This window comes from Streptomyces sp. NPDC047042, assembly GCF_040644035.1.
Lineage (GTDB): Bacteria > Actinomycetota > Actinomycetes > Streptomycetales > Streptomycetaceae > Streptomyces.
In genome coordinates this window covers 51,819-69,560 of the sequence record NZ_JBEYVP010000014.1, presented here as the reverse complement: position 1 = coordinate 69,560, position 17,742 = coordinate 51,819, and the positions used below count along the sequence as shown (strand labels likewise).

Below are 17,742 nucleotides of genomic sequence, written 5' to 3'. Positions count from 1 at the left end.
AGAAACACACTGGACACTTGTCAATGGTTGTGGCCATGCGGTTATCTAGGCCACGCACCGCTGATGCTGTGTGTGCACGTTCCCACATTGTTCCGAAGTGACCGAATCAACCGGGAGACATTCCATGCCGGAGACCACCCCCACGGGCCTCACGAGGCTGGCCTTCGGAGGGGACTACAACCCCGAGCAGTGGCCGGAATCCGTCTGGCAGGAAGACGTCCGGCTGATGCGCGAGGCCGGCGTCACGATGGTCAGCGTCGGCATCTTTTCGTGGGCCCTGCTGGAGACGGAGCCCGAGGTGTACGACTTCGGCTGGCTGGACCGTCTGCTCGACCTGCTGCACGAGAACGGCATCCGCGCCGACCTCGGAACGCCCACCGTGGCCCCGCCGGCCTGGTTCTACCGCGCCCACCCGGACGCGCTGCCGGTCACCGCGGAGGGCGTGCGCTACGAGTTCGGCTCACGTGCCGCGATCTGTCACAGCAACGCCGACTACCGCGCCGCCGCCGCGAACATCACCACGAAGCTCGCCGAGCGCTACGGCGCCCACCCGGCGCTCGCCATGTGGCACGTCCACAACGAGTACGGGGTCCCCGTCTCGGCCTGCTACTGCGACTCCTGCGCCGCCCACTTCCGCCGCTGGCTGCAGACGACGTACGACACCGTCGACGCGGTCAACGAGGCCTGGGGCACCGCCTTCTGGGGCCAGAGGTACCTAGGCTTCGAGCAGATCAACCCGCCGCGCGCCGCACCCACGGTCGGCAACCCGGGGCAGGCGCTGGACTACAAGCGGTTCGCCGACGCCACCATGCGCGAGAACTTCGTGGCGGAGCGGGACATCCTGCACCGCCTGGCACCCGGCATCCCGGTCACCACCAACTTCATGACCGCGCTCAGCCAGTGCGACTCCGTCGACTACTGGGCCTGGGGCCGCGAGGTCGACATCGTCACCAACGACCACTACCTGATCACCGACGGCCGTCGCACCCACGTCAACCTGGCCATGGCCGCCGACCTCACCCGCTCCGTCGGCGGCGGTGCCCCATGGATCCTCCTCGAGCACTCCACGTCGGGCATCAACTGGCAGCCCCGCAACCCCGCGAAGGCGCCGGGCCAGATGGCCCGCAACTCCCTCGCCCATGTGGCCCGGGGCTCCGAGGGCGCCATGTTCTTCCAGTGGCGCCAGTCCCGGCGCGGCGCCGAGAAGTTCCACTCGGCGATGCTCCCGCACGGCGGCACGGAGACCCGCGTCTGGCGCGAGGTCGTCGAACTCGGCGCGTCACTCGACTCGTTGGCGTCGATCCGCGGCACCCGGACGGTCGCCGACGTCGCCGTCCTGTGGGACTGGCACTCCTGGTGGGCGCAGAGCCTCCAGTGGCGCCCCAGCGAGGACCACGACCCGCGTGAGCGCGCCGACGCCTTCTACGAGGCCCTGTACGACCGCCACCTCACCGTCGACTTCGCCCACCCGGAAGCCGACTTGTCGGCCTATCCCCTTGTCGTCGTTCCCGCCCTCTACCTGATGACGGAGGCAGCCGGGAACAACCTCAGGGAGTACGTCGAGAACGGCGGCACCCTCGTCGTCTCCTACTTCTCCGGGATCGTCGACGAACACGACGCCGTGCACACGGGCCCCTACCCGGGCGCCCTGCGTGACGTACTCGGCCTGACCGTCGAGGAGTTCTCACCGCTCCTCCAGGGCGAGGCCGTACGCATCACCGGCCCCGACGGCTCCGAGCTGACCGGCGACGTATGGACCGAGTTCGTCGTCCCGCGCGGCGCCGAGACCGTGTGGACGTACGCCGACGGACTCCCCGCCGAGCACCCGGCCGTCACCCGTCACCGACTCGGCGAGGGCACCGCCTGGTACGTGTCGACACGCCTCGACGCGCACGGCCTGGACGCCCTGCTCGGCTGGGCCACCGAGGACGCCGACCTCGCACCCCGCGCCGAACTGCCGCGCGACGTCGAACTCGTCCGCCGCACCGGCGAGTCGGGCACCTACCTGTTCGCCGTCAACCACACCGCCACGGACGCCAAGGTGCCCCTGGAGGCACCCGGCACCGAACTCCTGACCGGCGAACGAGCCGCGGGCCGCCTCGCGCTCCCCGCCGGAGCCGTCCGGGTCGTACGACTCGACGACTGAGTCCGACAGCCAAGTTGGACGGCTGAGTTGTACGGCTGAGCCGCAAGTTCCCCTCCGCCCGTGCGTGCCACGAGAGCCGCGGGCGGAGGGGGTCCCCCTCCCGCTCCTCAGGAGGGACACCCCCACCCCATCACGTCGAAGGGACGACGGACGACGATGTTCCATCCCAGACGCACACCCAGGCGCACCCCCAACCACACACCCAGGCGCACCCTCAGGGCCCTGCTGCTCCCGCTCGCCGCGGGCCTCGCGCTCACCGGCCTCCCCGCCACCTCCGCGCAGGCCGCCAGCACCCTCACCAACGGCGGCTTCGAGGCCGACGGTTCGGGTGTGGCGACACCCAACGGCTGGTCGGAGTACGGCGACACGGGCGCCTCCTACGTGGAGTCCGGCGGCCACGGCGGCAGTTACCGCCTGTCCCACTACTCCGCCTCCGCCTACAAGGTGGAGACCTACCAGTACCTGTCCGGGCTGACCAACGGCAACTACAAGCTCACCGCGTGGGTGCGCTCGGGCGGCGGCCAGAAGTCGGCCTACATAGCGCTGAAGAACTGCGGCAGCGCCGAGCAGCGCACCGACCTGCCCGTGTCCGCGAGCGGATGGATACGGATCGTCGTGCCCGTCGCGGTGACGAACAACCAGTGCACGATCAGCGTCAACTCCGATGCCAACGCGGGCAACTGGATCAACGTCGACGACCTGACGTTCGCCTCCGGCACCGGCGGCGTGCCCGTCAAGGGCGCCGACATCTCCTCCCTCCCCAAGAGCGAGGCGCTGGGCGGCACTTACAAAACCAGCTCTGGTGCGACGACGGACGCGCTCACGGTCCTGAAGAACTCCGGCATGAACTACGCGCGCGTCAAGGTCTGGGTCAACCCGGCCGACGGCTACAACAACAAGGCACGCGTGCTCGCCATCGCCAAGCGCATCAAGGCGCAGGGCATGAAGCTGCTGGTCGATTTCCATTACTCGGACATCTGGGCGGACCCGGGCGCTCAGTCCAAGCCGTCCGCGTGGGCCGGACACTCGTACAGCCAGCTGAAGACGGACGTCTACAACCACACGTACGACGTCCTGAACGCCCTCAAGTCCCAGGGCACCACCGCCGACATGGTCCAGGTCGGCAACGAGATCAACGGCGGGATGCTGTGGTCCGAGGGCTCGACCGACAACTGGTCGCAGCTCGCCGGGCTGCTCAACTCCGGCTACAACGCGGTCAAGGCGGTCAACTCCGGTACGACCGTGGCGCTGCACCTGGCCAAGGGCGGGGACCTCTCGGGCACCCGCTGGTGGTTCGACAGCGCGGTCTCCAACGGGGTGAAGTTCGACGCCATTGGTCTGTCCTACTACGGCTACTGGCACGGTTCGCTCTACGACTTCCAGACCACCCTGGACGACGCGGCCGCCCGCTACGGCAAGCCGGTGTTCGTCGCCGAGACGGCCTACCCGTTCCGCCTCGACAGCAAGGACTCGCACGAGAACATCATCGACACGACCGGTGAACTGGTCTCCGGCTACCCGGCGTCCACGGCCGGACAGTCGGCCTGGTTCCGGGACATCCTCAACATCGTGGAGGCCGTTCCGAACGGCCGGGGCCTCGGTGTCTTCTACTGGGAGGCGACCTGGACCGCGGTCAACGGCAACGGCTGGGACCCCACGGACGCCGCCTCCGGCAACGGCTGGGAGAACCAGGCACTGTTCGGCTACGACGACAGGGCGCTCCCCGCGATGACGTGGTTCAGCCACCGCTGAGCCCGAGGTGACGCAGGCCCGGCCGCCCTGGGGTGGCCGGGCTCCGCCTCATGGGTCGTCCACGGGCCCGTGGGTGCCGGTCGGGCGGCGTGCGGCCCCCGTGCCCCCGGCGTTACGCTGGTGACCGGCCACGATCCCCGCTCGTGGCGCGGCGGTGGGGCCCGCCGTACCCGAACCGCGGCAGCCGCCGCCAACGGTCCCTACTTGCGCACATGGGCGCGCCCGCACCTCGCGGCGCCGGCGAGTAGGAGACGTACGACCATGTCAGCCCCCGACATCCGGACCGAACCCGTCGCCGCCCCACCACGCCCGTCCGTCCTGCGCGGGCAGGCGGCCGTCGTCGCGGTGGTCGCGATCGGCGGCGCGATCGGTGCCACCGCCCGTTACGCGGCCTCCCTCGCCTGGCCCGCGCGGACCGGCGGCTTCCCCTGGACCACCTTCTGGACCAATGTCGTCGGCTGCGCCGTGATCGGCGTGTTCATGGTGGTCATCACGGAGACCTGGGCCGCCCACCGCCTCGTACGCCCGTTCTTCGGCACCGGTGTCCTCGGCGGCTTCACCACCTTCTCGACGTACGCCGTCGACATCCAGAAACTGGTCGACCACGGCCACCCCGGCACCGGCCTCGCCTACCTCGCCGCGACCCTGCTCGCGGCGCTCACCGCCGTGACCCTCGCGGCGACCGCGACCCGCCGGATCCTGAAGCGGAGGCGACGATGACCAGGCTGACCGGCAGCGCCCTGCGCGTGACCGTCCTCGTCGGCGAGCACGACACCTGGCACCACCGACCGCTCTACTCGGAGATCGTCCACCGCGCCCGCGCGGCCGGCCTCGCGGGCGCGAGCGTCTTCCGCGGCATCGAGGGCTTCGGCGCATCCTCCCTCATCCACACCTCCCGCCTGCTCTCCCTGAGCGAGGACCTCCCGGTCGCGATCGTCATCGTCGACACCGAGGAACACGTACGGTCCTTCCTGCCGCAGCTCGACGAACTCGTCACCGAGGGCCTGGTGATCCTCGACGACTGCGAGGTCATCCGGTATGTGGGCCGCACCGAAGGGAAACCCGGCGAAACGGACGAGAAGGGTAAGAAGTCGTTGTGAACTGGCTGCTCGTGATCGCGGGCGGAATGGTCGGCGCACCCCTCCGCTATCTCACCGACCGGATCCTCCAGTCCCGCCACGACACGGTCTTCCCCTGGGGCACCCTCGCAGTCAACGTCACCGGCTGCCTGATCCTCGGCCTGCTCACCGGCGCCGCCCCGGGCCCGAACCTCCAGCTGCTCCTGGGTACGGGCCTGTGCGGCGCGCTGACCACGTACTCGACCTTCTCGTACGAGACGCTGCGGCTGGCCGAGGACGGGGCCGGACTGTTCGCCGTCGCCAACGTCATGGTGAGTGTCCTGGCCGGTCTCGGGGCCGCTTTCGCGGGGGTGTGGGTGGGCGGGGCGCTGTAGGCGAGGGGCGCTGGGGCCTTGTCGGCGTGTAGTAGGACTTACCCCGCCGCTGCCCGTACCTCTCCAGCAGAACTGGATTCCATGAGCGCCATCTCCGTCGGTCAGGCCGTCGTCCTCGGAGCCGTCGAGGGGGTGACCGAGTTCCTGCCGGTCTCCTCCACCGGCCATCTGAAGATCACCGAGGGGCTGATGCACATCCCCGTCGACGACAACGCCGTGGTCGGGTTCTCGGCCGTCATCCAGGTCGGCGCGATCGCCGCCGTGCTCGTGTACTTCTTCAAGGACATCGTGCGGATCGTCTCCGCGTGGGGGAGGGGCCTGCGAAACCGCGACGAGCGCCATCACCACGACTACAAGTTCGCGTGGTGGGTCATCTACGCGACCATCCCGATCGTCGTCGTGGGTCTCGCCGCCAAGCCGCTGATCGAGGGCCCGCTGGCCTCGCTGTGGGTGGTCGCCGCCTCGCTGATCGTCGGCAGCGGTGTGATGTGGGCCGCGGACCAGATGGGCCGGCACAAGCGCGGCGAGGACGACACGTCGTTCAAGGACGCGATGCTGGTGGGCAGTTCACAGATCCTCGCCCTGCTCTTCCCCGGTTTCTCCCGCTCCGGCGCCACCATGTCCACGGCGCTGATCCTCGACCTCGACCGGGTCGCCGCCACGCGTCTCTCCTTCTTCCTGGGCATCCCCGCCCTGACCGGCGCCGGGCTGTACGAGCTGAAGGACGCCCTGGGCGCCGGAGTCGGGGCCGCGCCGCTCGCCGTCGGCACGGCGGTGTCCTTCGTCGTCGCCTACGGCTCCATCGCGTGGCTGCTGAAGTTCGTCGCGAAGCACTCCTTCAACGCTTTCGTGATCTACCGGATCGTCGTGGGTGTGCTGCTCTTCGGGCTGCTGGGCGCGGGCGTACTGAACTGAGCGACCACCGGGGTTTCCGCAGCTCAGGCCGGTTGCTCCAGCCGGTCGGGGCTGTCGGCCCGGGGGCCGGGCGGGCGCTGTGCGGGCCGGCGGTCGGATGGGGCCGCCAGGCGCCCGGCCGCGGCACCACAGCCGCGAGGCGGGCGCTCACCGGTGAGGCGTGACCCCGACCGGTCCGGCGCCGCCCGCAAGGGCGTCCAACCGGCTGCTGCGCCCACACACCCTTGACAGCCCCGTCTCGTCACCCGCAGGATCACCTCCGTGAACCTGTCAGACAGCCAGACAGGTGGCTCGGTGCCGCGGCGCGTCAGCGCGATGGAAGCGGTCCTCGGTCATCTGCGCAGCGCCATCGAGCGCGGAGATTACGCCGTGGGGGACAAGCTCCCCTCCGAGGCCGAGCTGTGCCGGCGGCTGGAGGTGAGCCGGCCCGTGCTGCGGGAGGCCCTGCGGGCCCTGCAGACCATGGGCCTGACCGTCTCCCGGACCGGCAAGGGCACCTTCGTGGTGTCCAGCACCGTCGAGGACCCCACCTTCGGCGACTACGCGGCCAGCGACCTCCTCGAAGTCCGCCGGCACGTCGAGATCCCGGTCGCCGGCTACGCCGCCGTACGGCGGACACCCGAGGACCTCGACCACCTCGCGCACCTGCTGGAACGCATGGAGCACGAGACCGACACCACCGCGTGGGTCGCCATGGACACCCTCTTCCATCTGGCCGTGGCCCAGGCCGCCCAGAACCCGGTGTTCCGCCGGGTGATCGAGGAGATCCGGGACGCGCTGGCCCGTCAGTCGGCCTTCCTCAACGAACTGGGCGGCCGGCGCGAGCAGTCCAACCGTGAGCACCGGGCGATCGTCGAGGCACTGATCGACCGCAGCGAGCAGGACGCGGTGGCAGCCATGTCCCACCACCTCGACCGGGTCTCCACGACCCTCACCGACATCGTGCGCGCCGCGCACACGGAAGCCCCCACTGAAACCCCCACAGAACCATCCCCGGAAGGCGGACCCGAGGCGTGAGCGAGCAATCCCTCCAGGACGGGCCGGCGAACGGTACGGCGCAGCAGAAGGCCGTGCACGTGGACGCCGGTGACGCGGGCTACAGCAAGTCGCTGAAGTCCCGGCACGTCAACATGATCGCCATCGGCGGTGCCATCGGCACCGGCCTGTTCCTCGGCGCCGGCGGCCGGCTGGCCGACGCCGGCCCGTCCCTCTTCATCGCGTACGCGGTCTGCGGCGTCTTCGCGTTCCTCGTCGTCCGGGCACTGGGCGAACTCGTCCTGTACCGGCCCTCGTCCGGCGCCTTCGTGTCGTACGCCCGTGAGTTCCTGGGCGAGAAGGGCGCCTTCGTCGCAGGCTGGATGTACTTCCTGAACTGGGCCACCACCGGCATCGCCGACATCACCGCGGTGGCCCTCTACACCCACTACTGGGGCCTGTTCTCCGACATCCCGCAGTGGGTGCTCGCGCTGATCGCCCTGGCGGTCGTCCTCACCGTGAACCTGATCTCGGTGAAGATGTTCGGCGAACTGGAGTTCTGGTTCGCGATCATCAAGGTCAGCGCCCTCGTCGTCTTCATGCTGATCGGCATCTTCCTGCTGGTCACCCAGCACAAGGTCGACGGCACCACCCCCGGCCCGTCCCTGATCACCGACAACGGCGGCGTCTTCCCCAACGGCCTGCTGCCCATGCTGCTGATCATCCAGGGCGTCGTCTTCGCCTACGCCTCCGTCGAACTCGTCGGTGTCGCGGCGGGCGAGACCGAGAACCCCGAGAAGATCATGCCGAAGGCGATCAACTCGATCATGTGGCGCGTCGGCCTCTTCTACGTAGGCTCGGTGCTCCTCCTGTCGATGCTGCTGCCGTGGAACAAGTACACGTCGGGCGAGAGCCCCTTCGTGACCGTCCTGTCCAACATCGGTATCCCGGCGGCCGGCGGCGTGATGAACCTGGTCGTCCTCACGGCGGCCATGTCGTCCCTCAACTCGGGCCTGTACTCCACCGGCCGCATCCTGCGCTCGATGGCGATGGCCGGTTCCGCGCCGAAGTTCACCGGCAACATGAGCCGCAGCCAGGTCCCGTACGGCGGCATCCTGCTCACCAGCGGCTTCTGTGTACTCGGTGTCGGCCTCAACTTCGTCGTCCCCGCCGACGCGTTCGAGATCGTGCTGAACTTCGCCGCGATCGGCATCCTCGCCACCTGGGGCATGATCATGGTCTGCCACCTGGTGTTCTGGCGGAAGACCGAGAACGGCGAGCTGACCCGGCCGAGCTACCGTCTCCCCGGCTCCCCGTGGACCGAGCTCGTGACGCTGGCCTTCCTCGCCTCCGTCCTCGTCCTGATGTACGCCGACGGCGGCGCCGGCCGCACCACCGTGCTGTGTCTCCCGCTGATCGCCGGGGCACTGGTCGCGGGCTGGTACGGCGTCCGCGCCCAGGTGGCCCGCAAGGCCGCCGAAGCGGTCGGAGAACCCGGCCCCGGGTCCCCCTCCTCCACCGGGTCGGCCGGAGCCGACGCGTGAACCACGCAGTGATGCACGATGCAGTGATGCACGATGCAGGAATGCAGGAAGCAGTGCAGGCAGCCATGTACGGCAGTTCTCTCGCGGACGCTCCCACGATCCGCGAACCCCTCCACTCACCCGTCGCGCACCTCGTACGCGGCGGGGTCATCGAGGGCATCCACTACGGGTCCGTCGTCGTCCTCGGCGCCGACGGCCAGGTGGAGCTCCAGGTGGGTGACATCGAGGCGGCCTTCTACCCGCGTTCCGCCCTGAAGCCGGTCCAGGCCGTGGCCATGCTCAGGGCGGGCCTGCCGCTCGACGGCGAACTGCTCTCCCTGGCCGCCGCCAGCCACTCCGGCGAGGAACGCCATCTGGCAGGCTCCCGGCGCATCCTGGAACTGGCCGGCCTCGGCGAGGACGACCTGCGCAACGTGACGGACCTGCCGTTCGACCCTGTCGTCCGCGACGCCTGGATACGCGAGGGCCGACTGCCCTCCCGCCTCGCCCAGAACTGCTCGGGCAAGCACGCGGCCATGCTCTACACCTGCAAGCTCAACGGCTGGCCCCTCGACACCTACCTCGACCCCGGTCACCCCCTCCAGCAGGCGATCGCCGAGATCGTCGAGGACCTCACCGGGCAGCGCATCGCCCGGGTGACCGTCGACGGCTGCGGCGCACCCCTCTTCTCCATCTCGCTGCACGGTCTGGCCCGCGCCGCCGCCCGGATCACCACCGCCGCCCCGGACACCCCGGAGGCGCTGGTCGCCGACGCGATGCGCGACCACGCCGAGATGGCCTCCGGCTCGGGCCGGGACGTGGCCGCGCTGATGCGGGCCGTACCCGGGCTGCTCAGCAAGGACGGCTTCGAGGGCGTCCAGGTCGCCGCCCTGCCGGACGGCCGGGCTGTCGCGGTGAAGATCGCCGACGGCGCGAACCGGGCTCGCGTCCCGGTCATGGCGGCGGCGCTTGCCCGGGCCGGCGTCGACCCGGCGGCGCTCACCGAGTTCGCGGGCGAACCGCTGCTCGGCGGCGGCGAACCGGTCGGCAGCATCCGCCCGGTACGCGCCCTGGACCCGCTTCCGGCGGGACCGACGTACACCTGAGACGGCACCCGTAGAACCCACTCGGACGTGAGCCATGGCCCGGCGGGCGCGGGCCCTTGCTCCAGGCGAACCACGGGAGTTCGCCGGCAGACCCGAGCCCTCCCCACCCCCATCCGCGCCGACCACCGCCAACCACCGAAAGAGGCCCGCCCCACCATGACCGCAGCAGCCCAGCGCAGCGCCGCCGCAGTCCGCTACGAACACGACCTGCTCGGCGACAGGGACGTCCCCGCCGACGCCTACTGGGGTGTCCACACCCTGCGTGCCACGGAGAACTTCCCCATCACTGGCACCACCATCTCCGCCTACCCGCACCTCATAGACGCCCTCGCCGCTGTCAAGGAGGCCGCCGCCCTCGCCAACGAGGAACTCGGGCTCCTCGCGCCGAAGAAGGCCGCCGCCATCGTCGCCGCCTGCCAGGAGATCCGGGGCGGCAGGCTGCACGACCAGTTCGTGGTGGACGTCGTACAGGGCGGGGCCGGCACCTCGACCAACATGAACGCCAACGAGGTCGTCGCCAACCGGGCGCTGGAGCTGCTTGGCCACGCCAAGGGCCAGTACGAGTACCTGCACCCCAACGAGGACGTCAACCTCGGGCAGTCCACCAACGACGTCTACCCGACCGCCGTCAAGATCGCGACCGTCTTCGCGGTGCGGGAACTGCTCAAGGCGATGGCCGTGCTCCAGGACTCCTTCGCCCGCAAGGCCGTCGAGTTCCACGACGTGCTGAAGATGGGCCGTACCCAGCTCCAGGACGCCGTGCCGATGACACTCGGGCAGGAGTTCTCGGCGTACGCCGTGATGATCGAGGAGGACCGCAGCCGTCTCGCGGAGGCGGTCGAGCTGATCCACGAGATCAACCTCGGCGCCACCGCCATCGGTACGGGCCTCAACGCCCCCGCCGGATACGCCGAGTCGGCCCGCCGCCACCTCTCCGCCATCACCGGCCTGCCTCTCGTCACGGCCGCCAACCTGGTCGAAGCCACCCAGGACTGCGGGGCGTTCGTCCAGATGTCGGGGGTGCTGAAGCGCGTCGCGGTGAAGCTCTCCAAGAGCTGCAACGACCTGCGGCTGCTGTCCTCCGGGCCGCGCGCCGGCCTCGGCGAGATCAACCTGCCGCCGGTGCAGGCCGGTTCGTCGATCATGCCCGGCAAGGTCAACCCGGTCATCCCCGAGGTCGTCAACCAGGTCGCCTTCGAGGTGATCGGCAACGACGTCACCATCACCATGGCCGCCGAGGCCGGACAGCTCCAGCTCAACGCGTTCGAGCCGATCATCCTGCACTCCCTCTCGGAGTCCATCACCCATCTGCGCGCCGCCTGCCTCACCCTCGCCGAACGCTGCGTCGACGGCATCACCGCCAACACCGAGGCCCTGCGCGCGAGCGTGGAGAACTCCATCGGCCTGGTCACCGCGCTCAACCCCTACATCGGGTACACGGCCGCCACCGACATCGCCAAGGAGGCCCTCGTGAGCGGCCGGGGCGTCGCCGAACTCGTCCTGGAAAAGGGCCTGCTGCCCGCCGAACGCCTCGCGGACCTGCTCCGCCCGGAGATCGTGGCGGGCAGCGGCGCGGCCCGGTAGGGGCACTTCAGAAACACACGACCGCGTACCAGGACCCGCCCGAAGGGACAATGGCGATCATGGCAGCAGCTCCGTCACCCTCGCCCGCACCCCCGACCTTCCAGCCGGTCCTGGAACGCATCGCCGAGGAGATCGGACGCACCCCCGGCCGAGGACGCCCCGCCGACTACATCCCCGCGCTCGCCGCGCGTGACCCGCGCAGTTTCGGCATGGCCGTCGCCGAACTCGACGGCACGGTCTACGGCGTGGGGGACTGGCGGCAGCCGTTCTCCGCCCAGTCCGTCACCAAGGTGTTCACCCTCGCCCTCGACCTGGCCCGCGAGGGCGACGAGCTCTGGGAGCACGTGGGCCGCGAACCCTCCGGCAATCCCTTCAACTCCCTTGTCCAGCTGGAGTACGAGAACGGCATCCCGCGCAACCCGTTCATCAACGCGGGCGCCCTCGTCGTCACCGACCGCCTGCACACCCGTACCGGTGACGCGGCCGGGGCGCTCCTCGACTTCCTGCGGGCGGAGTCCGGCAATCCCGGCCTCACCTTCGACAAGGAGGTGGCCGCCTCCGAGGCCGGACGCGGCGACCGCAACGCGGCCCTCGCCCACTTCATGGCCTCGTACGGCAACATCGACAACCCGGTTCCCGACCTGCTCGAGCAGTACTTCCGCCAGTGCTCCGTCGAGGCGTCCTGCGCCGACCTCGCCCTCGCCACCGGCTTCCTGGCCCGCCACGGCATCCGAGCCGACGGCACCCGCCTGCTGACCCGCAGCCAGGCCAAACAGATCAACGCCATCATGCTCACCTGCGGCACCTACGACGCGGCCGGCGACTTCGCCTACCGAGTGGGCCTCCCCGGCAAGAGCGGAGTGGGCGGCGGCATCATCGCCGTAGTCCCGGGCCGCTGCACCCTGTGCGTCTGGAGCCCCGGCCTGGACGAGAGGGGCAACTCGGTAGCAGGCGTAGCAGCCCTGGACCGCTTCACCACACTGACGGGAGTCTCGGTCTTCTGAGCAGTGCGTGTCCTGACGGGACTTCTCAACGCCCTGCGCGGGGGCGCGCCTCAGGGGCGCGGGGAACTGCGCGAACAACCCCCACCGGCCCGCAGCCGACCACTCACCTTCTCGTAGCCCCACGTCCACCCACCCCTGCCACGCTGCCCCCGTGCAGGTCCCCTCGACAAACCTCCCCCGCTGCCAGGCCATAGGCCTGACCGGCACCGCATGCCTGGCCCTCGGCGGCGAAACCGCCGGCGCCCTCCCCGTACGAGAACTCATCGCTCCCTCAAGCGACCGCGCCGCACTGGGCCTCGTCGGCGTCTACTTCGGCGTCGTCCTCCTCATAGCCGCCTGGATCCTCCTGGGCAGACTGGTCCGGGGCAAGAACCCGCCCACCGTACGGTCCCTGATGCTCGTCCTCGCCGTCTGGGCCGCCCCCCTCCTCCTCGCCCCACCCCTCTTCAGCCGCGACGTCTACAGCTATCTCGCCCAGGGCGCGATGGTCGACGCCCACATGGACGTGTACACGCACGGCCCGGCCCTGCTCGGCGGCCCGCTCGCCGCCGAGGTCGCCCCGGTGTGGCAGCACACCGGCGCCCCCTACGGCCCGGTGTTCCTCGCGGTCGCGTCCGGGCTCTCCGGACTGACCCGGGGCGAGATCCCGGCAGGCCTCTTCGGCATGCGGCTGGTCGCGCTGCTGGGCGTCGCGCTGATGGCGGCGGCCCTGCCACGCCTCGCCCGGCACAGCGGCGCCGACCCGGCCGCCGCGCTCTGGCTGGGCGCCCTCAACCCGCTGGTCCTGCTGCACCTGGTGGCCGGCGCCCACAACGACGCGATCATGCTCGGGCTGCTGGGCGTCGGCCTGGTGGCGGCCCTGGGCCGTTGGCCGGTCCTGGGCGCCGTACTCGTCACGCTCGCCGCCCTCGTCAAGGCACCCGCGGTTCTCGGTCTCGCCGCGGTCGTGGCGCTCCAGATCCGTGCGGGCCGCAGCCCGGCGCGGGCCGTACTGACCACGGCAGGCGCGGCAGTCGCGACCACCGTCGCCGCGACCGCGCTGGCCGGCACCGGATACGGCTGGATCGGAGCCCTGAAAACCCCGGTGTCACCCGAGAACTGGGCCCTCACCAGCCTCCTCGGGCGTGCGACGGCCGCCGCGCTCACCGAGATCGGCAGCGGCCTCGCGCCGCTCGCCGTCCCCGCCTGGCACGTCCTCGGCATCGTCGTCACCGTCCTGACCATCGCCTTCATCTGGCTGCGCACCCCACGCCTCAGCCCGCTCTACGCACTCGGCCTGAGCCTGGCCGTTGTGGTCGTCCTCGGCCCGGCCATCCGGCCCTGGTACGCCCTGTGGGCCCTGTTCCTCATCGCCGCGGCCGCGCCCAGCACCAGCGCGGCGATACGCCACCGCCTCGCGGCCGTCACCGGAGTCGTCGCGCTCCTCGCCCTGCCGAGCGGCGCGCCCGCCGGGACCGGGGAACTGGTCCTGGCCGGCTCCGGCGGCGCACTGGCCGTGGTCGTCCTCTGGCAGGCCCACCAGACGGTCCGGACACCCCTCAGGGAGAGCACCGCATGAGCCCGGTCAGACTGCCCCGCACCGACCGGGAACGGCTGCTCCTGGTCCTCGCCCTGGCCGCCGTGATCACCGTGTTCACCGCGACCGTGCCTCTGCTGCGCGGCTGGTTCGACCTGCGCGTCTACTACGGGACCGTCGACACCTGGGTCCACCACGGCGGCCGGATCTACGACTACCGGGTGCCGGGCACCCCATACGGCTTCACCTACCCGCCGTTCGCGGCCGTCAGCATGCTGCCGATGGCGCTGCTCGGGCTGCGCGCCGCGATCACCGCCGCGCTGCTCCTCAACCTGGCGGCGCTCGGCGCGGTGGTGTGGCTGCTCGCGGGGCCCCTGCTGCGCCGGTTCGGCTGGTACGGCTGGGCGTTGACCGGGTGCGCGCTGGCGCTGTTCGAACCCGTCCGTGACACCGTCAGCTTCGGCCAGGTGAACCTCGTACTGCTGGCCCTCGTCCTCACCGACGCTTGGCTGCTGACGAACGGTCGGGCCCGCTGGGCGGGCATCGGGATCGGACTCGCAGCGGCCGTCAAGCTGACGCCCGCCCTCTTCATCGGGCTGCTGCTGCTCGCCGGGCGACGGCGGGCCGCCGGGGTCGCGACGGCCGTCGCCGGGGCGGCGACCGCGCTCGCGGCGTGGGTCGCGCCGGACGCGTCACGGTTCTACTGGAGCGAGGCGCTGTGGGACACCCGGCGCATCGGGGAGGCGGCATACGTCTCCAACCAGTCGCTCCAGGGCGTGCTGGCGCGACTTGCCGAGCCCGGCGAACCGAGCCGCGCCGTGTGGCTGGTGGTGGTCGTGGTCGTGCTCGGTGTCTGGGCATCGCGGGCCCGCCGGGCCGTCGCGGTGGGGGACTGGTGGGCCGCGTTCGCCCTCACCGGGCTGACCGCGTGTCTGGTCAGCCCGATCACCTGGGTGCACCATCTCGTCTGGCTGCTCCCGTCGTTCGCCGTCCTGCTGCGCACCGGCCACGCGCGCGTGGCGGGCGCGCTGTACGCGGTGCTGTGCACGAGCGTGGTGTGGCTCTGGTTCGACGACGCGTCCGGGGTGGACGGCTTCGTCGGTGGCAGCGCGTACGCCTGGGTCACGCTCGGGTTGCTGCTGTGGCTGCCGGTGGACGGCGCCGGTCAGACCGGCTTCACACCGCCGATCCGCAACGCCAGCGACACCGCACCGGCGCCGAGGACGGCCGCCGCGAGGATCGTCCAGGTCTCCGGCCAGCCGGGCCCGCTGTCGGGCGCCACGGTGGCGGCCACCGGCACCGGCACCGCCTTCGCCGGCGCCTGGGGACCCGCCTGCGACACGGGCCGCTCGGTGCCCAGCGAACCGACGGGTTCGACGCGTCCGGCGGCCCCGAACCCCCAGTCGAGCAACGAGCGGGCCTCCTCGTAGACGGCGTACCCGTCGCCCTCCTGAGGGTTCATCACCGTGACGACCAGGGTGCGCCCGTCCCGGCGCGCGGCGGCGACCAGCGTGTTGCCCGCCCTGCTGGTGTAGCCGTTCTTGACGCCGATCATCCCCCGGTAGCGCCTGACGCCGTTGGCGCCGGACAGCAGCCGGTTGGTGTTCTGGATCTCGTACGACGAGCCGCCTCCGCCCGGGAACCTCGCCCGGACCGTGCCGCAGTAGTCGGCGAAGTCCGCGTTGCGCAGCCCGGCCCGCCCGAACACCGCGAGGTCGTACGCCGACGACACCTGCCCCGAGGCGTCGTAGCCGTCGGGCGAGCGGACCTGGGTGTCGCGGGCGCCCAGGGAGCGGGCCTTGGCCTGCATCCGGACAGCGGTGTCGCGCCAGCCCCCGCTCATGGCGGCCAGCACGTGCACGGCGTCGTTGCCGGAGTTGAGGAACACTCCCCGCCACAGGTCGGACACCCGGTAGGTGCGCCCCGGCGCGACCCCGACCAGACTGCTGCCGGCGCCGACCCCCGCCAACTCGGCCTCGGTGACCTTGTGCCGCAGGCCCGCGGGCAGCGTGGGCAGCACCGTCAGGGCGAAGAGCGTCTTGAGCGTGCTGGCCGGAGGCAGTTTGCGGTGCGCGTTGTGCGCGGCGAGCACCTCACCGGTGCCGGCGTCGGCCACCAGCCACGACAGCGCGGAGACGTCCCGGGGGAGCCGGGGCGCGCCGGAGCGGAGCCGGGCGTGGGTGCCCGTGCGGTACAGCAGTCGCGTGTCCGTCGCCGTCGCCGTCGCCGTCGGGGTGCCGGGGTCGGCAGCGGTGCGGGCGGACGCCGGGACGGGCGCGAGCGCCAGCACGCCCGTCACGGACAGCGCACAGCAGGAGGCGGCGATCCGGGAAGAGAATCTGATGGTCATACCGCAAACGTAAGAATGGACGTGCCGAACGCGGCGCTGCCGGGGCCGAGGAGGGGTCCCGAACACCCGGATGCCGCACACCCGGATGCCGCACACGGGGGCACGCGGGAGAGACACGAGCGGCCGACGCGGCGTCTACGCAGCGGGCAGCGTCGGCTGGATCCGCCGCAGGAAGGTCGCGTTGTCGGGCGTGTCACGGAGCCGATCGAGGAGGGTCTCCAGCCCCGACTGGCCGTCCCGCGACTGCAGTGCCCGCCGCAGTCCCTGTACGGTCGTCAACTCGGCGGGGGACAGCAGGAGTTCCTCGCGACGGGTGCCCGAGGGGTTGATGTCGACGGCCGGGTAGACCCGCCGGGACGCCAGTTCGCGGCTCAGCCGCAGTTCCAGGTTGCCGGTGCCCTTCAGCTCCTCGAAGAAGAAGCCGTCGGCACGGGAGCCGGTCTCCACCAGGGCCGTGGCCAGGATCGTGAGCGAACCGCCCTCCTCCGCCAGGCGCGCGGCGCCGAACAGCCGCTTCGGCCCGAGGATGGCCGCGGCGTCGACCCCGCCGCTGAGGGTGCGCCCACCGGAGGCCGCCGCGTTGTTGTGGGCCCTGCACAGCCGGGTCAGCGAGTCCAGCAGGATCACGACGTCCTCACCCGCCTCGACGAGCCGCTTGGCCCGCTCGACGACGAGTTCGGCGAGCGCGATGTGCTGCTTGGGCGTCCTGTCGAAGGTGGAGGAGTACACCTCGCCGCGCACGGAGCGCCGCATGTCGGTGACCTCCTCGGGCCGCTCGTCGAGCAGCACCACCATCAGGCGGCACTCGGGGTGGTTTCCGGCGACGGCCGCGGCGATCTGCTGGAGCAGCACGGTCTTGCCGGTCTTGGGCGGGGCCACGATCAGCCCGCGCTGACCCTTGCCGACGGGCGCGATCAGATCGGTGACACGTCCGGCGAGCCCGGCCGCCGGGTGTTCGAGGCGGATCCGCTCGCGGGGGTGCAGCGGGGTGAGGTCGCGGAAGTGGCGACGGCCGCGCAGCTCCTCGGGCGTACGGCCGTTGACGAGCCCGACCTCGGTCAGGGCCCGCTGGCCGCCCTGTGCGCCGACGACGAGGTCGCCCTTGCGCAGGCCGTGGCGGCGGATGAGGGCGGGGGAGACCTGGAGGTCGGTGGGTGCGGGCAGGCAGCTGTCGGCGGCCCGCAGCCAGCCCTTCCCGTTGCCGTCGATGTCGAGGACACCGGTCGCGATCCGGGCCGGGGGCAGTTGTGCCACAGGGGGGCGTTCGAGTGTGGTGGTCATGGTCGGAGAGTCCTTTCACGGACGAGGACGCATGCCGCGAGGCACGCGGAAGGAAGAAGCGGAACGAAAACGGGTGAGGAGAGGCCGCGAGAACTGAGCGCGCCGAGCGCGCCACGGGCGGCGGGAGAAAAGCTGAT

The 17,742-nt window shown here is 71.1% G+C and carries 14 protein-coding genes and 1 pseudogene; 13 read left to right on the top strand and 2 right to left on the bottom strand.

Features of this window, described 5'->3' with window-relative positions:
* Positions 1 to 124 precede the first annotated feature (124 nt).
* The 13 genes from ABZ855_RS17935 (at position 125) to ABZ855_RS17875 (ending at position 15,404) form a co-directional block, all read left to right on the top strand.
* Positions 125 to 2,146: a beta-galactosidase gene (locus ABZ855_RS17935; RefSeq protein WP_360807794.1), complete on the top strand. Its 2,022-nt coding sequence runs from the start codon at positions 125 to 127 to the stop codon at positions 2,144 to 2,146.
* A 156-nt stretch (positions 2,147 to 2,302) separates the two neighbouring features.
* The gene (locus ABZ855_RS17930) at positions 2,303 to 3,898 is read left to right on the top strand and encodes a glycosyl hydrolase 53 family protein (protein WP_360807792.1); all 1,596 of its coding nucleotides are present in this window, start codon (positions 2,303 to 2,305) and stop codon (positions 3,896 to 3,898) included.
* A gap of 261 nt (positions 3,899 to 4,159) precedes the next feature.
* Positions 4,160 to 4,618, top strand: coding sequence for a fluoride efflux transporter CrcB (gene crcB / locus ABZ855_RS17925; RefSeq protein ID WP_360807790.1), 459 nt, complete (start codon positions 4,160 to 4,162; stop codon positions 4,616 to 4,618).
* Positions 4,615 to 4,998 (top strand): DUF190 domain-containing protein, encoded by a 384-nt coding sequence (locus ABZ855_RS17920; RefSeq protein WP_360807788.1) that lies wholly within the window; start codon positions 4,615 to 4,617, stop codon positions 4,996 to 4,998. Before crcB (ABZ855_RS17925) ends, ABZ855_RS17920 begins: the two co-directional genes overlap by 4 nt.
* Positions 4,995 to 5,351 carry a fluoride efflux transporter CrcB gene (gene crcB, locus ABZ855_RS17915; protein WP_360807786.1) on the top strand — a complete coding sequence of 119 codons (357 nt, stop codon included), beginning with the start codon at positions 4,995 to 4,997 and terminating at the stop codon, positions 5,349 to 5,351. Before ABZ855_RS17920 ends, crcB (ABZ855_RS17915) begins: the two co-directional genes overlap by 4 nt.
* A gap of 81 nt (positions 5,352 to 5,432) precedes the next feature.
* The gene (locus ABZ855_RS17910) at positions 5,433 to 6,266 is read left to right on the top strand and encodes an undecaprenyl-diphosphate phosphatase (protein WP_360807784.1); all 834 of its coding nucleotides are present in this window, start codon (positions 5,433 to 5,435) and stop codon (positions 6,264 to 6,266) included.
* Between the two features lie 315 nt (positions 6,267 to 6,581).
* The gene (locus ABZ855_RS17905) at positions 6,582 to 7,283 is read left to right on the top strand and encodes a FadR/GntR family transcriptional regulator (protein WP_360808059.1); all 702 of its coding nucleotides are present in this window, start codon (positions 6,582 to 6,584) and stop codon (positions 7,281 to 7,283) included.
* Complete coding sequence (locus tag ABZ855_RS17900; protein WP_360807782.1) at positions 7,280 to 8,785, top strand: amino acid permease; 1,506 nt, start codon at positions 7,280 to 7,282, stop codon at positions 8,783 to 8,785. Before ABZ855_RS17905 ends, ABZ855_RS17900 begins: the two co-directional genes overlap by 4 nt.
* Before the next feature lie 65 nt (positions 8,786 to 8,850).
* Positions 8,851 to 9,870, top strand: a complete 1,020-nt coding sequence (locus ABZ855_RS17895; RefSeq protein WP_360808057.1) for an asparaginase — start codon at positions 8,851 to 8,853, stop codon at positions 9,868 to 9,870.
* A gap of 156 nt (positions 9,871 to 10,026) precedes the next feature.
* The gene (gene aspA / locus ABZ855_RS17890) at positions 10,027 to 11,454 is read left to right on the top strand and encodes an aspartate ammonia-lyase (RefSeq protein ID WP_360807780.1); all 1,428 of its coding nucleotides are present in this window, start codon (positions 10,027 to 10,029) and stop codon (positions 11,452 to 11,454) included.
* 59 nt (positions 11,455 to 11,513) lie between these two features.
* Positions 11,514 to 12,458: a glutaminase gene (locus ABZ855_RS17885; RefSeq protein WP_360807778.1), complete on the top strand. Its 945-nt coding sequence runs from the start codon at positions 11,514 to 11,516 to the stop codon at positions 12,456 to 12,458.
* A gap of 151 nt (positions 12,459 to 12,609) precedes the next feature.
* On the top strand, positions 12,610 to 14,016 hold the full coding sequence (gene mptB, locus ABZ855_RS17880; RefSeq protein WP_360807776.1) for a polyprenol phosphomannose-dependent alpha 1,6 mannosyltransferase MptB: 1,407 nt from the start codon (positions 12,610 to 12,612) through the stop codon (positions 14,014 to 14,016).
* A complete protein-coding gene (locus tag ABZ855_RS17875; protein WP_360807774.1) occupies positions 14,013 to 15,404 on the top strand; it encodes a glycosyltransferase 87 family protein in 1,392 nt (463 codons plus the stop codon). The genes mptB and ABZ855_RS17875 overlap by 4 nt, the downstream gene beginning before the upstream one ends.
* 35 nt (positions 15,405 to 15,439) lie before the next feature.
* Here the strand turns inward: ABZ855_RS17875 and ABZ855_RS17870 are convergent.
* Positions 15,440 to 16,324, bottom strand: a pseudogene (locus tag ABZ855_RS17870) (serine hydrolase); the annotation flags it as partial.
* 135 nt (positions 16,325 to 16,459) lie between these two features.
* Positions 16,460 to 17,605 carry a transcription termination factor Rho gene (rho, locus tag ABZ855_RS17865; RefSeq protein ID WP_360807772.1) on the bottom strand — a complete coding sequence of 382 codons (1,146 nt, stop codon included), beginning with the start codon at positions 17,603 to 17,605 and terminating at the stop codon, positions 16,460 to 16,462.
* Positions 17,606 to 17,742 lie beyond the last annotated feature (137 nt).